Source organism: Chloroflexota bacterium (assembly GCA_026706485.1).
Taxonomy (GTDB): Bacteria; Chloroflexota; UBA11872; order UBA11872; family UBA11872; genus JAJECS01.
Genome location: JAPOYR010000004.1, coordinates 158529 through 176754, shown reverse-complemented (window position 1 = coordinate 176754; position 18226 = coordinate 158529). Strand labels below are relative to the sequence as shown.

Here is an 18226-nt window from a genome sequence, read left to right as displayed (position 1 = left end):
TCCCTGGTATTGGTCTTGTTTGCCACTACAAGCATGAATTCCAGTTTGCTAGCGCCGAGAGTCACCACCCCGCCGGCTTGGTGACGCTTCCTACCTCATCCTTCAGTGTGTCGGAAAACTGGCTCCGTCGCAGATGGCTCTTCCAGAGGCGCCTGACGTAGGTGGCGGCGTCCGCCAACTCTCTCGGACTGCTGGTCTTGGGGTCGGGATTGACGAGCGTGACTCGAAGGCCCAGGTCGTCACGCACGTACCGCATGGCCCCGGCGAAGTCGGCATCGTTGGACACGACCACCGCCTGCTCGTACTCGCCGTTGAATCCGTCCACCAGGAGACGGGTAGCTAGGTTCACGTCAGACCCCTACTCCTCCGAGTCCCTTACCAGAACGTGAGACGGTAGCCCCACCACCGGCTCCACCAGAGGGCGACGCTTGACGCCGGACCGGAAGACGCCGTAGTAGGCGTAGAAGCCCGGCAGCGTCGCCAGGGCTCTCAGGTAGATGAGCTGGCGACGGGGCTGATTGGGATTGCCGGGGCGAACATTGAGACGGGCCGTGAAGTAGCAGACCCTGCGGATGTCTTCTTGCGGAAAGAGCGTCTCGGCCAGCTTTCGCAGGTCGAGCCACCTGAAAGGCGTGTCCTTCAGGGCGCGGTAGTAGAGATTGAAGCCGTCGATGTAGACGTTAGTGACCAATCTCGACTCCCATACAAAGACAGAGACCGCCCTTCCGGGCGGTCTCGACCCTACCGGCGAAGCGATAGGGGTGGTGACAAAGCATACTACGAGCGGGCGGCCAGGCTCCAAATCTCCGTAGACCCTGGCGGTGTTGCATTGGCGCCCGCCGCCCCGCTGGAGTGAGCCCCGCTCGCGGCAGACTTCGCACAATCAGATTCACCGGAGGATCCTCATGGCCTGGAAACACCCACGCGAGCTCGACAGCACCGAGGAGCTGGAGGAATGCTGCGACATCGCTCTCGATTTCGAGCGGTTCTTCTCCGCCAGCGGCCAGGGGGTGCTGCCCGTCGTGGCCCAGGATGTCGACTCCCACGACGTGCTGGTGCTGGCCCACGTGAACAAGGCCGCCCTCGACCACACCTTGCGCGAAGGCGTGGCGGCGTTCTGGAGCCTTTCGCGAGATCGCCTGTGGGTCAAGGGCGAAACGTCCGGCAACCAGCTGGACATCGTCGACGTGCGCGTGAATTGCGAACAGAACTCGCTGCTGTATCTCGTCCGGCTGCGCAAGGGCGGCGTGTGCCACACCCTGGAGGACGGGGCAGCGCGCCACAGCTGCTACTACCGCCGGATCGTGGGTGACCGGTTGGAGCCAGTGGCGCGCGGGCGTGGGAAAAACCTGAGCGACTGACGCGGGTTTCGTCGGCCCGCACACCGGCGCCAGGTAATCTCGACCCATGCCCTCCCTCGAAACACCGCCTGAGATCGCCAAACATGTCGGCGAAGGCCAGTTCGGTCCGGCCTACCGGGTCATGCTGGCCGGCGACGCCCACGCCGCCGGATCGGTCGACCGGGTGCTGTCGCAACGCATGATCCGGCTTCACGCGGCGACCGCCGACTACCTCTATGGGTCCTACACGCCCACCACGTCGCGCTATCGCCCCGGATCACGTCCCGAGTTGGAGCGCTTCCTGCGCGCGGCGACCGACGGCGCCACGGACCCCGAGCAGATTGTCGACGGCATAGTCCGGTGGTGCGCCGACATTGCCGAGGCCGCCGACGATCTGGGTCTCGACGATTTTCTGCTGGGCGGCCACGAGGAGGCCATCGTCGAGCGGGGCACCGACTGGTGCACCGATTTGTCCCGTGTTGGCTGCGTTCTATGCCAAGTCGCCGGATTGCCGGCCAGGTTGGTGTGCCTCTTCAACACCTCGGCGGCATACAGCGGTCATGTGATCGTCGAAGTGCTGCGCCACGGACGCTGGGGCTGCGTCGATGTCGTGAACGGGGTCGTCTACCGGCACGGAGACGGCGCTCCGGCATCGGCATGGGAGCTCAAGCGCGCCCCGGACCTCATCGCCGCCCACCGGCGGCTTCATGGAGGCTACAGCTCGCCGGCGCAGTTCCTGGGCGCGGCCATCGTGAACTACTTCGTGTGGGAGGCCGACCGCTACGACTTCACGGTCAGCGGGCTCAACCCCTACACCCGCTCGATCCTGGAGCAGTCCATGCGCGGCTGGCCCGGCGGCCTCCGCTGGCTGCACGGTGAGGACGCGTCGGCCCGGGCCGCCCCTTAAACGTCGCCCGGCGCCGGGTAGCGAGGCCATCTTCGCGTCTAGGTCAGCATTGCCAGCCCGGAGCGCGGGTCCGCGACGGCGTGAGCCGCAGCCTGGGGCGCCGGGGCGCTGCTTCTCGAATAATGTGACGAGGGGTGGAGTCTCCGACTGTGGAGAAGCAGTTGCGAAAGCGCCGGAGCCTCGGTTCGCTGACCGCCGCGCTGGACCGGGCGACGACAAAGCAGGCGATGGCTCAGGCTCACTACAACCTTGCCCTCTTCCACGACAACAACGGTCGGGAAGCCCAGGCGATCCCCCACTACCGAAACGCGCTCGCACTCGGCATCGATCCGGGTTTAGAGGCGGAGGCGTACGCCTGGCTGGCAAGCAGCTTGTTCAAGACCGGCGCTCACACGGAGGCCGCCAGCAGCGCGCATCACGCCCTTTGCCTCACGCAGGACCCGGAACTCAAAGGGTTCCTCGTCCGGCTTCTACGGCGTATCGACCGAGCGGCATGCAAGCCGTAGTTCGGCGCGTCTAGCTGCCGCGGCTGGCGAGCGCCGCCACGCGAATACCGTCGAGCTCCTCAGCGGTAAACACCCCAGCCCGGAATAGGTTCAGGTATTCGTCCGAGACGCTTTGCCCAAACACCGTGAGGTCGTCCGAGTTCACCGTCACCGCGACGCCGTGATCGTGGAGCCGGCGGATCGGATGCTCCGAGAGCTCCGCCACCACGCCCAGCATCACGTTGCTGGTCGGACAGACATTGAGCCGCACGCCTCTGTCCGCGAGCCACCGCATGACGTCGGGGCAATCGGCGGCGGCAATGCCGTGCTGCACCTCGTTGAGGTCCAACACCTCGACCGTCCGGCGGACGTCTTCGGCGCTGCCGAACTCGCCCACGTGCGCCTTGAGCATCATTCCCTGGGCGCGCGCCTGCGCGTAGAGCGGCTGCACATCCTCGGGGGCGCAGGCGTCCTCGGTGCTGTAGAGATCGATGGAGGTAAAGAACCCGGACGCGACGGCCTCGGCGGCACGGTCCATGAGCGCGGCGTTGGATGCGTAGCGTCGTGAGAAGCCGAGTTCCGGCCGCAGTTGAATGCGGTCGGCGCATTGCTCGTCCAGCAATCGAAGAATGCGGATGTATCCGTGCAGGCCGTCGGGATAGAGGGGCACGGGCCAGATATCGAAGCTCATCTCGAACACCGACACGCCGTCGTCGACGGCGTCGGCCACGGCCACTGCCGCGGCAAGCTCCGCACCTTCGATTGTGCCGACGTAGGGGTCAATGGCCAACCGCAGATACTCCTGAAACTCCCCCAGGCCGTTCATGCGGCGCGGGGGTCTCAGCAGCGCGTGGCCAAGCCGTCGTTCGAGGCTCTCGATGCGGGCGCTGATGTACCCGTGCGCGTGGAGGTCGGTCTTCGGAAAGCTTCTAACAGCCGCGGCATCGCCGGCGCGCAGCGCCTCCGCGAAGCCTTCCCCGGTTCCCACTCGCTCACCACTCCATCGATCGGCCGACAAGGAGCACCTTAGTCACCAGGACTCTCTCCACCGTGTCTGGCGCTGCCTAGCCCGCGCTCGCGGGCGCCTCGCCGATGGCGTCCAGCCGGCGCTTGGCCTCGGCGTAGACATCCGGGGCCAGGGGACCGCGCCGCTCAGTCTCCAGGTTCTCCCGCAGGTGGTCCGGGTTCTTCGTGCCCACGATGATCGTGTGCACGTCCGGGTGGCTCAGCGTGTAGCGCAGCATGAAGGCTGTGCGGCTCTCGCCCTCGGCGCGCAACTCGTCCAGTCCGGCCTGCTCGAACTTCTCCCAGGCATCGGCCCGGCCGCCGCCTTCGCCGGGCTCGCCCTTTTGCACGCCACCGCGGATCACGGTCCCGATCCCAGCTTCAGCCGACGTGCTGATCCACGCCTCGTGCTCGCGGTTCAGCGCCGAATAGGGAATCTGAAACAGATCGAAGGCCCCCCACTCGATGAACGTCGGCAGGTTCGGCACCGAGGTCGACGTCGCGATGTGCCGCACCTTGCCCTGCTCGCGCATGGCGTTCAGCGTGTCCACCACGCCCTCGCGCTCCGATTCCTCGACGGACGCGCCGTGCAGTTGCATCACGTCGACGTAGTCGGTGCGCAGCAGCTCCAGGCTCTGCTCCAGCCCGCGCATCAGGTTCTCGCGCGTCCACACGTGCTGGCCGCCAGCGGGTCCCACGCAGCCGCACTTGGTGGCCAGGAAATACTCGTCCCGCCGGTTGGAGATGAACCGACCGATCAGCTCCTCGCTCCGCCCGTAGTCGTTGGACGTGTCGATATAGGTGATCCCGGCATCGAGCACTGCCGCGAGGATGGCCTCCGCCTCGGCATCGCTGGTGGGGCGCCCGCGCGTCCCCCCGCGAATCTCCATCGCGCCGAATCCCAGGCGCGTCACTTCCAGGCCCGTTCGTCCCAACGTCGCGGTCGCCAGTTGCTCGGCCATGACTTCTCCAATGGTGTGGTTCGTCGCTCGCCGGACTCGGCTCACGGTACCCCGTGCCCCGCTCGTGGCCATACCTCGTCGCCCCGTCAACTGCCGGGAGCCAGGGTCGTAGCGGCTACCGCGCCCGCGCACCCTCGCGTGAGACCGCGACCACGCTGCGGACGGTCTCGATGCGCCGCAGCAGCCGGGCCAGCTGGGCCACGCTGCGCAGCGCGACGGTGAGCCGGAAGGTGGCCTCGTGCCGCCGGTTGGTGCGCACCGACATGGTGGCGATGTTGAGCCCTTCTTCGCGGATGATGCCGGTGATGTCGTGCGTCAGCCCTTCGCGGTCGTGCGCCACCACGCGGATGCTGACCGGCAGGCTTTGCGAGTCGTCCTCGATCCAGCGCACCGGCACCCGCGCGTCGGTCTCGCCCGCCAGCTCGCGGCACGTGCGCCGGTGCACCTCCACCGCGCCGTTCTTGGCCACGCCCTCGATGCGTCGGCCGAGCCTCGGCGTGCAACAGCTCGCCAGTCGGACGGGCAGGTCGGTATCCGTCTCGACCAGCCGGTCGGCCCAGGACACGGGCACCAGGCGCTCGGGCTCGGACACGTTGCGCACGTTGGCGCAGCTGCGGCGGTGGATGCTGACCCCGTGGCCGCGGGTGATGAACCCCACGATGTCGTCGCCGGGCAGCGGATGGCAGCAGGCCGCCACCCGCGTGAGCAGATTGCCCGCGCCCAGCACGTTGACCAGCGGCTGCACCTCGCGCCGCTCGTCCGGCTCCAGCGTTTCCGGCAGCTCCGGCTCCGCCACCTCCGGGGTGAGCCGCAGCCGCGTCACGACCTGATGCACCGTGGTGGCGCCGTAGCCGACGCCGGCCAGCAGGCTCTCGACGTCCAGGTACCCCAGCGAGGTGGCAATCGCCTTCAGGTCGGCGTCCGGCACGTTCGCGACCCCGCCCTGACCCACGCGCCGCAACTCCCGGTCGAGCAGCGCGCGGCCCGAGACGACGTTCTCGGCCTTTTCGTGCCGCTTGAACCAGCGGCGAATCTTGTCGCGGGCATGCGCCGTGCGCACCTGCGACAGCCACGCCCGGCTGGGCCCCTTGCTGCTGGTGCTGGTCAGGATCTCCACCACGTCGCCGTTTTCCAGCTCGTGGTCCAGCGGCACCAGGCGGCGGTTCACCTTGGCCCCGATGCAGGAGTGGCCCACGTCGCTGTGGATGCGATAGGCAAAGTCCAGCGGCGTGCTGCCGATGGGAAAGTCCTTGACCTCGCCCTTGGGCGTGAAGACGAACACGGTGTCGCTGAAGAAATCGGTCTTGACGGCGTCTACAAAGGCCCCCGCCGAGTCGCCGTCCTCCTGCCAGCTCAGGATCTGCCGGATCCAGGCCAGCTTGTCCAGGAAGGCCTCGGGCCCAAGCGGGCCGCCCTCCTTGTAGCGCCAGTGCGCCGCCACGCCATACTCCGCGTTTTGGTGCATCTCGCGGGTGCGGATCTGCACTTCGACCGGCTTGCCGTCGGGCCCCAGCACGGCGGTGTGCAGCGACTGGTAGCCGTTTTCCTTGGGCGCCGAGATGTAGTCGTCGAACTCGACCGGGATATGGCGCCAGGCCCCGTGCACCACGCCCAGCGCGCCATAGCAGTCCTGCTGCGAGTTCACGATCACGCGGATTGCCAGAATGTCGTAGATCGACTCGCGGTCGGCGCCCTTGCGCCGGATCTTTCGCTCGATGCTGTAGATGTGCTTGACCCGGCTCTGGATGTGGGCGTCGATGCCCGCGTCGTCCAGGCCGCCGCGCAGTTGCTCCTGCACCTCGGCGATGGCGGCCTCTCGCGCGCGCCGCTCGGCCAGCAGCCAGCGGGCCAGGTCGCGGTAGCGATCGGGGTCCAGCAGCTTGAGCGCGTAGTCCTCCAACTGCCAGCGCCATTCCTCGATTCCCAGGCGCCCGGCCAGGGGCGCGAAGATCTCGAGTGTTTCCTCCCCATACCGGGCGCGCTTCTCGGCCGAATACACCCAGGCGGTGCGCACGTTGTGCAGGCGGTCGGCGAGCTTGATCAGCACCACGCGCACATCGCGCGCCATCGCCAGCAGCACCTTGCGCAGGTTTTGCGCCTGCTGCTCGTCCAGGCTCGCCACGGTGACGCGCTCCAGCTTGGTCACCCCATCGACCAGTTCCGCTACCCCGCTCCCGAACTGCCGCCTGATCACCTCCAGGCTCAGGCTGGTGTCTTCGACCGCGTCGTGCAGCAGGCCGGCGGCCACGGTGTCGGCATCGAGGTGCAGATCGGCCACCAGCATGGCCACCGCCAGCACGTGCTGGATGTAGGGCTCGCCGGATAGCCGTTTCTGCGGCGCGTGCGCCCGCTCGGCGGCGTCGTAGGCGCGGCGGATGAGCTCGCCGGCCTCGGGCTGATCGTCGGCGGGCGTGTAGGCGGCGACCCGCTCCAGCAACTCGTCGATGGCCAGCGCGGGCGTGTCCGCGCTTACCATCGGCGCCAGCGTGGCCGTCACTGAAACTGGCATGCGACGCCTCCGCTAGGCCGCCGTGTGGCGGATGTCGTCGATGAGCATTTGCAGCCGCGTCTCGTCATTGAACGTACGCAGGTTCAGACGAAACGCCGCGTCGCAGCGCCGGCCCGGCGGAATCTCGTGGCGCAGATCCGCCTGTCCGAACCAGATGCCCTCCACATCCGCGCCCAGCTCCGCAAAGCGCAGGACGAGATGCGTCGAGCCCACGACCCGAGTTTCGTCAATGGCCACATTTTCCACCACGAATCGCGGTTCGGCATGCGCCTCGCCGAACGGTCCCAGCTGTTGGGTCAACTCATAGGTCTCCCAGGTCACGGTGCGCGGGTAGACGCGGCAGTCGGCGTCCAACCGCGGCTCCGCCGGCGCCTGGACGCCCGCTCGCTCCAGCTCCCGAACCAGGCCGTCGCGCAGCGCATCCACGCGCTCGGGCCGCACGGAGAACCCCGCCGCCTGGGCATGCCCGCCCCAGGCGTCGAGCAGATTCGCCTGCGTTCCGAGGACATCGGCCAGCACCACGCCGTCCGGCGCCCGCGCCGATCCGCGCACGACGCCGTTCACATGCGCCCCCACGAACGCGGGCAGCCCCGTCTGTTCCACCAACCGGCCGGCGGCCAACCCGACGACGCCCAGCGGAAACTCGTCGCCGATGGCAAACACCAACGGCTCAGCCGGGTCGATCTGCGCCGAGGCCGCGTCAATCACGAGCTGTGTCAGTCGGCGGCGCTCGATGTTCAGATTGTCAAGCTCGTGCGCCAGCGATTCGGCCTCCACGGTGTGGCCGGCTCGCAGCAGCTGCAGCGCCAGATCGGCGCGCGCCAGGCGGCCGGCGGCATTGAGCCGCGGGGCGTAGCCGAAGGCAATGTCCGCGGCGCCAACGCGTGAGACGGGGCGACGGGCGATCTCGCCCAGCGCATGCAGGCCGCGGCGTTGGGTTTGGCGCAGCGCGTCAAGACCCTCGGCCACGAACGTGCGGTTTTCATCGCGCAGCGGCGCCATGTCCGCCACGGTCCCCAGGGCCACGAGATCGAGAAACTCTTCGGGATAGGGCAGGCGCTCCGGCATCTCCTCCGCCAGCGCCTGCACGAGCTTGTAGGCCACGCCCACGCCGGAAAGCCCCGGAAACGGATAGACGCCGCCCGGCTGATTGGGGTTCAGCACCGCCACCGCGCCGTTGTCCGCGCCGTCGCCTGGGTGGTGATCCGTGACGATGGTGTCAATCCCGTGCGACCGCGCCCGCGCAATCTCATCGGCGCTGCCGATCCCGCAGTCCACCGTCACCATAAGCCCCGGACCCTGCGCGCCGATCGCGTCAACCGCGTCGTGATTGAGGCCGTAGCCCTCGGTCAGTCGCTCGGGAATGTAGGGCGTGGCCGCGGCACCGAGCATTTCGAAGGTCTCCAGCAGCAGCGCGGTGCCGGTGACGCCATCGACGTCGTAGTCGCCGTAGACGTAGACGCGCTCGCCCTGCGCCAGCGCCTGCGTCACGCGCGCCACCGCCGCCTCCATGCCGTCGAGCAGATAGGGATCGTGCGGCGGCAGCGGACCGTCTAAGAACTCGCGAATCGCCGCCTCGTCGCCGTAGCCCCGGTTGTGAAGCAATTGCACCGCCAGCGGCGGCACGTCCTCCAGCCGCGCAAACAGCTCCTTCGGCGCGCGGCGGCGAATGTCCCACACCGCGCCCGTGAGGCTGCTCATGCCGGGGATCTGAAGTGCGGCATGGGGCCTAGGGTACTCCCGGCGTCTAGGCTGCGGCCTCGCGCTCGCCGATCACCCGGTCGAACGTCCGCACCGTCGCCGCCGCGGGCGGCGGCGTGAGCAGCGAAACCGCAACGGCCGCAATCATCCCCAGCACGAACCCCGGGGTTGCCGGGTGGATGTCCATCACGCCGCCCGGGCCTCCGGAGGATGCCCACCAGATCGAGGACACGAGCGTGCCGGTCACGATCGCCGCGCTCGCGCCCCAGAGGTTGAAGCGGCGCCAGTACAGCGCCAGGATCGTCACCGGCCCGAAGGCGGCGCCCATGCCGCCCCAGGCATAGGTGACCAACTGCAACACCGACTCCTGGGCCACCAGCGCCAGCACCGCCGCCACGATGCCGATCACGACCAGCAGTCCGCGGCCAATCCACACGCGCGCGTAGGCCGCGCGGGAATAGGTGAGCCGTCGAAGCACCGGCACGTCGTCCGCCGCGACCGCCGACGCCAGGAGCAACTGGGAGTCCGCCGTGCTCATGACCGCCGCGATCAACGTGGTCATCAGCAATCCCGTGATGACGGGATGGAAGAACGCCACCGCCACCACCAGGTAAATCCGCTCCGGGTCGGCCACCGCTTCCAGCAGGTCTAGTTCGGTAAGCGCGGGGAGCGCGATGACGCCCAACACCACCGCCGTGGCGTACATCAGCGCGATCCAGATCGTGCCGATCCGCCGCCCCGCGGGAATGCTCGACTCGCCTTCGATCGCCATGAATCGTTGCAAGATTCGCTGTGAGCCAAAGAAGCCCAGGCCCCATCCAACGGCGGAGAGCAGCATGACCGGCGTGACGGGATTGTTGTCGGGATCGGTCAGCGGATTCCAGAATCCCGGCGTGTCGGAGCCCGCGCGCAGCAACGACTCGCCCGCGACGACGATCAGCGCCAGCGGCACGATCATGAAGCCGACCAGCATCAACACCGACTGAAAGACGTCGGTGCGGGAGACGGCCAGGAATCCGCCGATGAACGTGTAGGACGCCACGGCGATCAACGTGATCAGAATGCCGGGGGTGTATTCGACGCCAAATTCGGATTCCAGCAGCTTGGCGCCCGCGACCAAGCCTGAGCTCACATAGAAGATGACAAAGAGAATCGTCAGCAACGCGGCCAGCGTGCGCAGGAGGTGCGAGGTGTCGCCAAACCGTTTCTCAAGGAATTCGGGCAGAGTCAGCGCATCGTCGGCCGCAATGGTGTAGCGCCGCAGCCGCTTCGCCACCACCGTCCAGCAGATCCAACTGCCGGCCACGAGGGCGACGACGGTCCACAGGTGGGTCACGCCCCCAGCAAAGGCCAGCGCCGGCAGGGCAAGGATCGTCCAGGCGCTCGTCGTCGAAGAGCTGGCGCTCAGGGCCGTGGTGAAGCTGCTGAGCTTGCGTCCGCCGAGCACATAGTCCGACATCGCTCGCATGCGCCGGGCGCGAAACACGGCGATGCCGATAAGCACCGCAAAATAGGCGATGAAGACCGCAAGTTCCCAGGCGTCCACCATCTGTGTCGACTAATCCCCCGGCTTGCCGACCGCCCCGCGCGGGGCGAACAGACTAGCCAACACCGATCCCGGCAGCAATAGTCAGAAGGGTGTTTCGTATAGCCTCCAAGTGAGACTCCCCTCTCCTGACGTCCCGGCTGCCGCGCTCTCCGAACGGCATTTCAACCGCGGCGGACGCCTCGGGTGAATGGTCCGCCGAGTCGGCGCCGGGATATCCTCGCGCTTCCCCGGTACCGGCAATGCGGAAATGATCGACTTCAACCGATCCTTCGTCACATGGACCATCGAGTGGGCCGAACCCGACCCGGTTTATGCCTATCCCGGCGGCTTCGTCGGGGAGCCGGGTGAGGCCACCACCAGCCGCGTTCAGATCGACGCTTGCTGCGAGATCGTCGATGAGGCGCGGGGCACGGCGTGCACGATCTTTCTCACCGCGCCCTGCCGCTCCGAGTTCATCATCGCCGACGACAACCTGTTCCAAGTGCCCAACGGCGAGTTCCGCGCCGCGGTCGGCGACGCGGTCTTGATCCCCATCGCCAACGAGCCCAGCTGGCATGACGAAGGCACGCGGCGACAGCCCGTCGGTGAGCGCTTCGCGGAGGTCGCCATCGACGTGCGCACCCGTGAGGCCGTGGCCCTGGCGTCGGACGACGCGGTCGTCGCGGCTTCGCTGGCGGGCGCGCGCCTCAATGCCCGGTCCACCTACCGCGACGGCTCGCACGGCCTGACCGTCACCGTCGAATACCCGATCAAGCTCATCAACCTGCACGCCGGCGGCGGCCGCTATCAGGTGTGCACCGGCGCGGTGGCGCTGCCCGATCTGACGACCTGGGACGGGCATGGCGTCGACCGGGTCTTCGTGGCCCACGCGGCCTTCACCGCCGACGACCACGTTGAGTTCGTCCTGCGTCGCAGCATCGACCTGGCCGAGCACGAGCTCGCCTGGGCGGCGGCCGTGCGCGGGCGCGACAGGTACGAGCGGCGCATCCCGGGTGATCCGGTCGATCGGCCGCCACCCCGTGCCGCCGGCTACTTCGAAACCTGGGAGCTCGCGGCAGACAACACCATCTGGCGGAGCTCGGAGGTCTAGCCGTGGCGCAATCCCGCCTAGTTGCCAGATGTGCCTCCGCGGATGCCCAAGCCCCGTTCGTGGTGAGCCTGTCGAACCACGCCCTTCGACAAGCTCAGGGCGAACGGATCGGCGGCTGCTTTCAATGTGTCTGGACCGCAAGCACGCATCTGTCGACCGGGCTGGCGGGGCGCATCTCTCGGGCGAGGTTCCAGTGATCGACTTCGCGCGCTCGCACTTCACCTGGGATCACCTGCCCCACCGGCCGGATCCGGAGTACAAGTATCCGGGCGGCTTCGTGGGTCAGCCCGGCGACGCCTACCACGTGCGCATCGGCTACGACTCCGTGTGCACGATCACCGGGGACCAGGGCGCACCCCCGCTGGAAATCTTCCTGCTGCAGCCCTGCCTGGCCGAATACACCATCGCCGACCGCAACCTGTTCCAGGTTCCCAGCCAGGAGTTTCGGGTGGCGCTGAGCCGCTCGCACGGCATCCCCATCGCCAGACGCCCGTCAACCGAGCGCGAGCCGACCGCCACCACGCCACACGCCGGCCGCTACGCCGGCACGCATTTCACGACCCACGAGGTTCCCGACGCGCAGACCACGCGTGACACCGGCGCGGTCGTGGACGCAGTCTTGGCCGGCCGGCGCTTGAACGCCCGCACCACGCACTACGAAAGCGCCCTCGGGCTCACCATCACGCTGGAATACCCCATTCGCACGATCAACATCGAGCGCACCAAGGGCGCCTTTCAGGTCGATACCGGGCCGATGGCGCTGCCCGATCTCGCGACGTGGGACGGGGCCACGGTGTCGCGGGTGTTCCTGGCCCACGCGGCCTTCAGCGCCTGGGACCGCACCGAGTTCATCCTGCGGCGCGAGGTCGAGCCGTTGGCATCCGAGCACTGGTGGTGGGAGGTGCGGGGCCGCGACCGCCGCGCCCTGCGCGACCCGTCCCGGACGCCCACCGAGCCGCCGCTGCCGCGTCGACCGCCGACGCTCTACAACGAGACGCTGGTCGTGACCGTCCGCAACGAGATCCTCGTCGCCCTTGACGACTAACCGACCCTCAATCGAGGTTCGAACGGCGGAATGACCCAAGCGTTTGACGCGTTTGGCGGCGCTGGACTAGCGTCAAGTCCAAGCGCGGGAGCAAAAGGCTGGTGAAGCGCATGAAGAGACTACGCTGGCGCTTTGGCGCGGTTCTCTTTGCCACTCTGATTTGCGGCATGCTCGCTCCGGCGCTCGCGGCAGGGGCCGGCGCCACGATTTCGCATGGCACGGTGGTCGGCCTTCAAGGAACCCCCCACCTTTGGATCGCCGATGCCGAGGGCGTCCTGCATTGGGGCGGCGATACCCGAGCCCTCGCCGGGCGCACCATCAATTGGGGCGACCGCGTCGAGGTCAGCTTGGCCGAACTACAGGATCTGGAGCGTGGCGATCCCTGGCTTTCGTTAGGCCTGTTGAAGGACGGCGACCCGATCTATCTCCCCAAATGGGAGACCGAGTGGGACGAGCCGCAGTTGTTCCACATCCAGTCAATCGCGGATGTCGAGCTGTTCGGCATCAACAGCGACAACTACGGAGACTTCGTACTTGACCGGTCGGCCTGGGAGTCCGAGTACGGATTCTCGGTCGACGACCTCCAAACGTCGTCACTCCCGCCGGCCACGCCGAATCCCTCGACGCAGGATGGCCAGTCAGCGGTGATCTCCGGCCAAAACCGGCAGGATGACGACGACGATGACGAGGATGACGACGACGACACGGCCACCGCGACCGATACGGCCACCGCCACGGCGACCGGCGATCAGACGGCCACCGCGACCGCCACCGCCACCGACGACGGCCTTTCGCTGACGGTCACGGGCACGGACGATACCGACGCCACGGATCTCACCGCGACGGCTACACCGACCGCTACGGCCACCGCCACCGACGACACGGAAACCACCTCCTGAATCCGGCGAACGGCCATCGTGTCGAAGTGAATCGGAGAGAACGTGTCGGGAATCTCCGCGATGCCGCCGTTGTCTCCGCCGGTCACTCTGCCGGAGGACGCTGAGCTAGCCGGGTTTTCCGACCTCTTCGACGGCGAGTGGGTCTGGCGCGCCCATTGCGCCTCGTTCGGCCAACCGGAAGATCCACCGCATCGCCTTCGATTGCGGCAGCTCAGCTATAACCCGCGCCGGCGCGCCGTGCTTACCTGCGCCGCGGAGTGGCTGCACGACGATTTCGTCACCCAGGAATCGTTTGCCATCGAACTGGCGCCCGGGCAACCGGCGCGCCTATTCCGCTATCCGCAAGATCCTCACCTGCCCGGATTGAGCGACGCCGCCTCCCCGGAAACCGCGTGCTCGCTGTTCAACAGACATGTGGTTGAGATCCCCGTGCGGCGCGTGCGTGTGAACGTTGTGCGCTACCGACCCGGCGGGCACGCCGTGCTGCGCCATCGAGTCGGTCAAGTGCGCTTCTACGTCCGGGTCATGCGGCCCGAACGCGTCTTCCGCCTGATGGAGGCGGCGGAGCTGGTGGCGCCGTCCGGGTTTGCGCTGCCGCGCCTGGCAGGCTGCTGGACCGAGGGCGGCGTGGTCTGGCTGTCCGAAATTCCGGGAACCAACGTCCGAAGGCTGATCCGCAAGGACGACGCGATCGACCCCAAGCTGATCCTCGACGCGCTGACCGGGCTCTGGAACATCCCCGATCCGGCCAACGGCCGGCGCCCATTCAGCCTCCGCGGCGCCTACCGGCGGGCGCGGCGCGTGTTTCGCCAGGTACTGCGGGACCACGACGGCCCGCGCCGAACCCTGCGGGAAGCAGTCGCCGCACTGGATCCGTTCGTTCAAACGTGGCAGCCGTCAGGCACCGCCCACAACGACTTCTACGACGACCAGATGATCCGCATCCCGGATGGCCGGTTGGCGCTGGTGGACTTCGAGGAGACCGGGCTGGGCGATCCGCTCCTCGACGTGGGCAACTTCCTGGCCCATACGCGTTGGTCGGCGAACTTCGGGCCCGAAGCCGAGGCCAAGGCCAGCGGCGCCTACTACCGCCGCATGCGCGAGGCCGCGCTGGATCGGTTCGGTTGGGACGAACGCGCGCTCAACCTGCGAGAGGCCGTGTGCATTTTCCGGGTCTGCACCAATCCAGTGCGGCATCTCGCGCCCGACTGGCCGCACCGGCTCGACGAGGGTCTGTCGCTCGCGAACGAGCTGGTGGCCTAGCGACCGCTCGCGCGCTGAAACATGCGTTCCCGGCCTCTGCGGACGGACCCGCTCCGCGGAAGCAAACTCACACCGTCAGGCGTGGCGAATCCGCACCCGGCCGAAGTGCGACGACCCCTGGATCAGCAGGTTCACGAAGCCCGCGTCCGGCTCTGGCTCGTCGCCGCCACTGACGCCGCGCCTGCGGCTGCCGATCGACCGCATCGGACCAATCCAGTTGCGCGGTACGGGGCTGCCATGTTCTCCGGCGAGGCGCGCCTCCAGCACCAGGCGCGAGAGCGTGTTGTTCACGTTTTGGCCGATACGCCACCAGACCGGCACCACCAGGTCCAGCCGTCCCGCGACGCACGTCACGTCGAGGATCGCCGGTGGACGTGTGATGTCGACGTAGCGCAGATCGACCGTGACGTCGCACAGCCGGCAGTTGATTTCGCCCCGCCGGACATCGCCCCGCGCGCGCAGCGTGCCCCCGGTATAGGTCAGGTCCACGTGGCTGTCCTTCCACCCCCGCAGGCGCACCGTGCGACGCGTGCGGATGGCTCCGCTTTGCCACAGGGCGCCGAAGGCAACGATCGCGAAGGCCAGCCAGATGCCCGCCTGCACGCCGCCGGTGAAATCGCCGTGATGACTCACCTGCACCAGGACTCCGCCGCCGACCACAAGCCATGGGATCGGACTGCGCGGGCCGAGATCATTCGCCCAGCTGAGACTAAAGAGGAGCAACATCATCGTCAGCAGGTCCCAGACATCGAGGACCCCGACCATGCGCAGGATGATCCAGAGAAACAGGACCATCCCAAAGGCCGCCCGCATGAAGCGGGGCGAGTCCAGCAGCTGGCGCCAAAACGGCCTGGCCATCATGTAGCGCCGGTCGCGCATGTCGTCAGGCATGGGATCGCCCACCGTGCGCGCGCCGAGGCGCGCGGGCAGTTCTTGAGGTGTACCGCGCCGAGCAGGCCCTAAGGCTGCGCTCGTCCTGTGACACGAGCCCGGTGTGGTGCATGCAGTGCTCCTCAACTCGGAGCCTAGCAAAGGACCGGATGCGTCGGCCCGAGACCGCCCTCCCGGTCTCAGGCCCGTGGCGTCAACTCTCGACGCCGCGAAACTCCGTCGCCGCGAGGGCGTAGCGCGCGGCGGGACGACGCAGGCGGTCGACCGACACGCCCTCCTCGTCCAAGTGGCCCGTCGCGGCGAACGCCGGTCGTCAGGCGTGGCGAATCCGAACCCGGCCAAAGTGCGACGACCCCTGGACCAGCAGGTTCACGAAGCCTGCGTCCGGCTCCGGGTCTCCGCCCTCGTTGACGCCACGCCTCTGGCTGCCGACCGGACGCATGCGCTTAAGCCACGAGCTGGTCCTTGGACTGCCATGTTCCCCGGCCAGCCGCGCCTCGAGCACCAGGCGCGAGAGCGTGGAGTTCACGTTTTGGCCGATGCGCCACCAGACCGGCACGACTAGGTCCAGCCGACCCGCGACGCACGACACATCGAGGATCGCCGGCGGACGCGTGATGTCGACGTACCGCAGATCGACCACGACCTTGCTCAGCCGACAGGTGATCTCGCCCCGCCGGATGTCGCCCCTGGCGCGCAGCGCACCCCCGGTGTAGGTGAGGTCCACGCGGCGGTCTTTCCACCCGCGGAAGCGCACCGTCCGACGCGTGCGGATGGTCCCGTTTTTCCACAGGACGCCGAGGGCAACGATTGCAAACGCCAGCCAGATACCCAGTTGCACGCCGCTGCCAAACGCACCGAGTTGGCTTACCTGCACCAGGATGCCGGCGCTGATCACAAGCCACCCGGCCGGGTGGCGCGGGCCGAGGTCAATCACCCAAGCGAGACCGGCGATGGCCAAGACGAGCGTCAACAGGTCCCAACCGTCGAGGACTCCCACCAAGCGCAGAATGACCCACAGGGCCATCGCGGTCCCCAAGACACCCGCCACGAAACGCGGCGATTCCAGTAGCTGGCGCCAGTACGGCTTGGCCATCGTGTAGCGCCGGTCAGACATGGGATTGCCCACTTTGCGTGAGCGCTTCGCAAGAGCGCCGGAAGAGAGAAACGGCTTCAATCCCACGCACATCCACGGTGAAATGGAAACTCATGCGTCTTACCAATGGAATACTCCCTTGCTCTAGGAGAGTATTTCAATGACACGACTTAGTCAAGAGAATAGTCCCTCGACACAAAGTCCTATTCCGACTAGCTCGAGCCGCCCGAGTTCGGGCTCACTACCGCCGAACGCCTGCCAGACCTGCTTCGGCGCCCAGGCGTCAGGTTTCTACGCCGCAGAATTCCATTGCCGCCAGCGCGTAGAGCCCGGCGGTCCGGTGCAGGCGCTCGACCGACACGCGCTCGTGGTCCGAGTGGGCCGTGGCGTACTCGGGGCCGCAGCAGACCACCGGCAGCGACGCGTCGTTGGCGTAGATGTTGGCGTCGGTCACCAGCCCCAGCCCAATCCGCGGCAGCGCGGCGCCGGTGGCGGTAGCGGCCGCGGCCTCTAGCGCACGCACCAGCGCGTGGTCGCCGGGCGTCTCGAAGGGTTCGTGCGGCGCGTCCAACGAATACGTCGCCTCCAACCCCGACCTCTCCTCGATGCGCCGGCAGATCCCCCGCAGCTCCGCCTTGATGTCGGCCGCCGTCAGCCCGTGCCGCCAGCGCCGCGTGCCCCGCAGCGTGAGGGGCGTGGGCAGACGGTTGGGATAGTCGCCGCCCGCGACCAGGCCGATGTCGACCCGCTGCCGGCCGCAGAGCAGATGCGGCGTCTCCGCCTCGAACCGCGCCTCCCATTCGGCGAATTCCTCCAGCATCGTGCCCGCCCAGCGGGCCGGATTGTCGGCGTAGGGCACGTGCAGCGTGTGCACGATGCCCCGTGCGCTGGTCAGCGTGATGCGGAACATCGCCGCGCCCAGCCCGGCCGTCCAGATGGCGTGCGGCCCCTCGGCGATGATCACCGCCGCCGCCGGAACGTCGCCCGCGTGAATGCGTTCCACCAGGCGCTTCGGTCCTTCCTTCTTGCCCACCGGCGTTTCGTGACCGACGACTCCCGTGAGCCAGAGATCCGAGCGCAACCGCACCCCGGCCCGACGCAGCGCCATCGCCGCGTGCACCATCGCCACCAGCCCGCCCTTCATATCCTCCGCGCCGCGGCCCACGACCCAGCCGTCCCGCATCTCCGGCGGGTCGCTGGCCCCGCGCGGGATCGTGTCCACGTGGCCGTTCAACAGCAGCGGACGCCCCGACTCGGATCCCGGATGACGCGCGTAGACGTTGGGTCGATCGGGAATGAAGCGGTCGACCTCGACCTCGAGCCCGGCCCGCTCGCAAAGGGCGGCGAAGTGCTCGCCGCCGGGACCCTCGGCGCCCGTCTCACTGGGAACTTGGACAAAGGCCAGCGTGTCCCGCGCGATGGCGTCGGCATCGAGTAGATCCAGAACCTGTTGATGCATCACGTGCGCATTCCGCCGGCGCGGG

The 18226-nt window shown here is 67.8% G+C and carries 17 protein-coding genes; 7 read left to right on the top strand and 10 right to left on the bottom strand.

Going from position 1 to position 18226, the window contains the following annotated elements; translation table 11 throughout:
* Positions 1-61: 61 nt before the first annotated feature.
* Together OXG79_03365 and OXG79_03360 are read right to left on the bottom strand one after the other, a co-directional pair.
* Positions 62-349, bottom strand: a complete 288-nt coding sequence (locus OXG79_03365) for an NYN domain-containing protein (protein ID MCY3782807.1) — start codon at positions 347-349, stop codon at positions 62-64.
* A 9-nt stretch (positions 350-358) separates the two neighbouring features.
* Positions 359-691 carry a hypothetical protein gene (locus OXG79_03360; protein ID MCY3782806.1) on the bottom strand — a complete coding sequence of 111 codons (333 nt, stop codon included), beginning with the start codon at positions 689-691 and terminating at the stop codon, positions 359-361.
* A gap of 214 nt (positions 692-905) precedes the next feature.
* Between OXG79_03360 and OXG79_03355 the strand changes: the two genes are divergently transcribed.
* The 3 genes from OXG79_03355 to OXG79_03345 all read left to right on the top strand — a co-directional run bounded on the left by OXG79_03355 (position 906) and on the right by OXG79_03345 (position 2753).
* Positions 906-1361, top strand: a complete 456-nt coding sequence (locus OXG79_03355; GenBank protein ID MCY3782805.1) for a phosphoribosyl-AMP cyclohydrolase — start codon at positions 906-908, stop codon at positions 1359-1361.
* A 46-nt stretch (positions 1362-1407) separates the two neighbouring features.
* Entirely contained in the window at positions 1408-2247 is an 840-nt protein-coding gene (locus OXG79_03350; protein ID MCY3782804.1) for a hypothetical protein, read from the top strand.
* 149 nt (positions 2248-2396) lie between these two features.
* Complete coding sequence (locus OXG79_03345) at positions 2397-2753, top strand: tetratricopeptide repeat protein (protein MCY3782803.1); 357 nt, start codon at positions 2397-2399, stop codon at positions 2751-2753.
* A 10-nt stretch (positions 2754-2763) separates the two neighbouring features.
* Here the strand turns inward: OXG79_03345 and OXG79_03340 are convergent, their stop codons facing one another.
* From OXG79_03340 to OXG79_03320, 5 genes are all read right to left on the bottom strand, one after another.
* Entirely contained in the window at positions 2764-3720 is a 957-nt protein-coding gene (locus OXG79_03340; GenBank protein MCY3782802.1) for an adenosine deaminase, read from the bottom strand.
* A 76-nt stretch (positions 3721-3796) separates the two neighbouring features.
* Positions 3797-4699, bottom strand: coding sequence for an aldo/keto reductase (locus OXG79_03335; protein ID MCY3782801.1), 903 nt, complete (start codon positions 4697-4699; stop codon positions 3797-3799).
* Positions 4700-4814: 115 nt separating this feature from the next.
* The gene (locus OXG79_03330) at positions 4815-7208 is read right to left on the bottom strand and encodes a bifunctional (p)ppGpp synthetase/guanosine-3',5'-bis(diphosphate) 3'-pyrophosphohydrolase (protein ID MCY3782800.1); all 2394 of its coding nucleotides are present in this window, start codon (positions 7206-7208) and stop codon (positions 4815-4817) included.
* Positions 7209-7220: 12 nt separating this feature from the next.
* On the bottom strand, positions 7221-8909 hold the full coding sequence (recJ, locus tag OXG79_03325) for a single-stranded-DNA-specific exonuclease RecJ (protein MCY3782799.1): 1689 nt from the start codon (positions 8907-8909) through the stop codon (positions 7221-7223).
* A gap of 46 nt (positions 8910-8955) precedes the next feature.
* Positions 8956-10458: a sodium/proline symporter gene (locus OXG79_03320; protein ID MCY3782798.1), complete on the bottom strand. Its 1503-nt coding sequence runs from the start codon at positions 10456-10458 to the stop codon at positions 8956-8958.
* Positions 10459-10705: 247 nt separating this feature from the next.
* Here OXG79_03320 and OXG79_03315 point away from each other — a divergent pair, with 247 nt between their 5' ends.
* From OXG79_03315 to OXG79_03300, 4 genes are all read left to right on the top strand, one after another.
* The gene (locus OXG79_03315) at positions 10706-11548 is read left to right on the top strand and encodes a hypothetical protein (protein ID MCY3782797.1); all 843 of its coding nucleotides are present in this window, start codon (positions 10706-10708) and stop codon (positions 11546-11548) included.
* Positions 11549-11741: 193 nt separating this feature from the next.
* On the top strand, positions 11742-12593 hold the full coding sequence (locus tag OXG79_03310; GenBank protein ID MCY3782796.1) for a hypothetical protein: 852 nt from the start codon (positions 11742-11744) through the stop codon (positions 12591-12593).
* A gap of 110 nt (positions 12594-12703) precedes the next feature.
* Positions 12704-13492 carry a hypothetical protein gene (locus OXG79_03305; GenBank protein MCY3782795.1) on the top strand — a complete coding sequence of 263 codons (789 nt, stop codon included), beginning with the start codon at positions 12704-12706 and terminating at the stop codon, positions 13490-13492.
* A 42-nt stretch (positions 13493-13534) separates the two neighbouring features.
* Positions 13535-14755, top strand: a complete 1221-nt coding sequence (locus OXG79_03300) for a phosphotransferase (protein MCY3782794.1) — start codon at positions 13535-13537, stop codon at positions 14753-14755.
* Positions 14756-14830: 75 nt separating this feature from the next.
* On the opposite strand, the gene OXG79_03295 is transcribed toward OXG79_03300, so the two are convergent.
* The 3 genes from OXG79_03295 to OXG79_03285 form a co-directional block, all read right to left on the bottom strand.
* Positions 14831-15646: a hypothetical protein gene (locus OXG79_03295; protein ID MCY3782793.1), complete on the bottom strand. Its 816-nt coding sequence runs from the start codon at positions 15644-15646 to the stop codon at positions 14831-14833.
* A 313-nt stretch (positions 15647-15959) separates the two neighbouring features.
* Complete coding sequence (locus tag OXG79_03290; GenBank protein ID MCY3782792.1) at positions 15960-16763, bottom strand: hypothetical protein; 804 nt, start codon at positions 16761-16763, stop codon at positions 15960-15962.
* 262 nt (positions 16764-17025) lie between these two features.
* Positions 17026-18201, bottom strand: a complete 1176-nt coding sequence (locus OXG79_03285) for a M20/M25/M40 family metallo-hydrolase (GenBank protein ID MCY3782791.1) — start codon at positions 18199-18201, stop codon at positions 17026-17028.
* Positions 18202-18226: the final 25 nt, after the last annotated feature.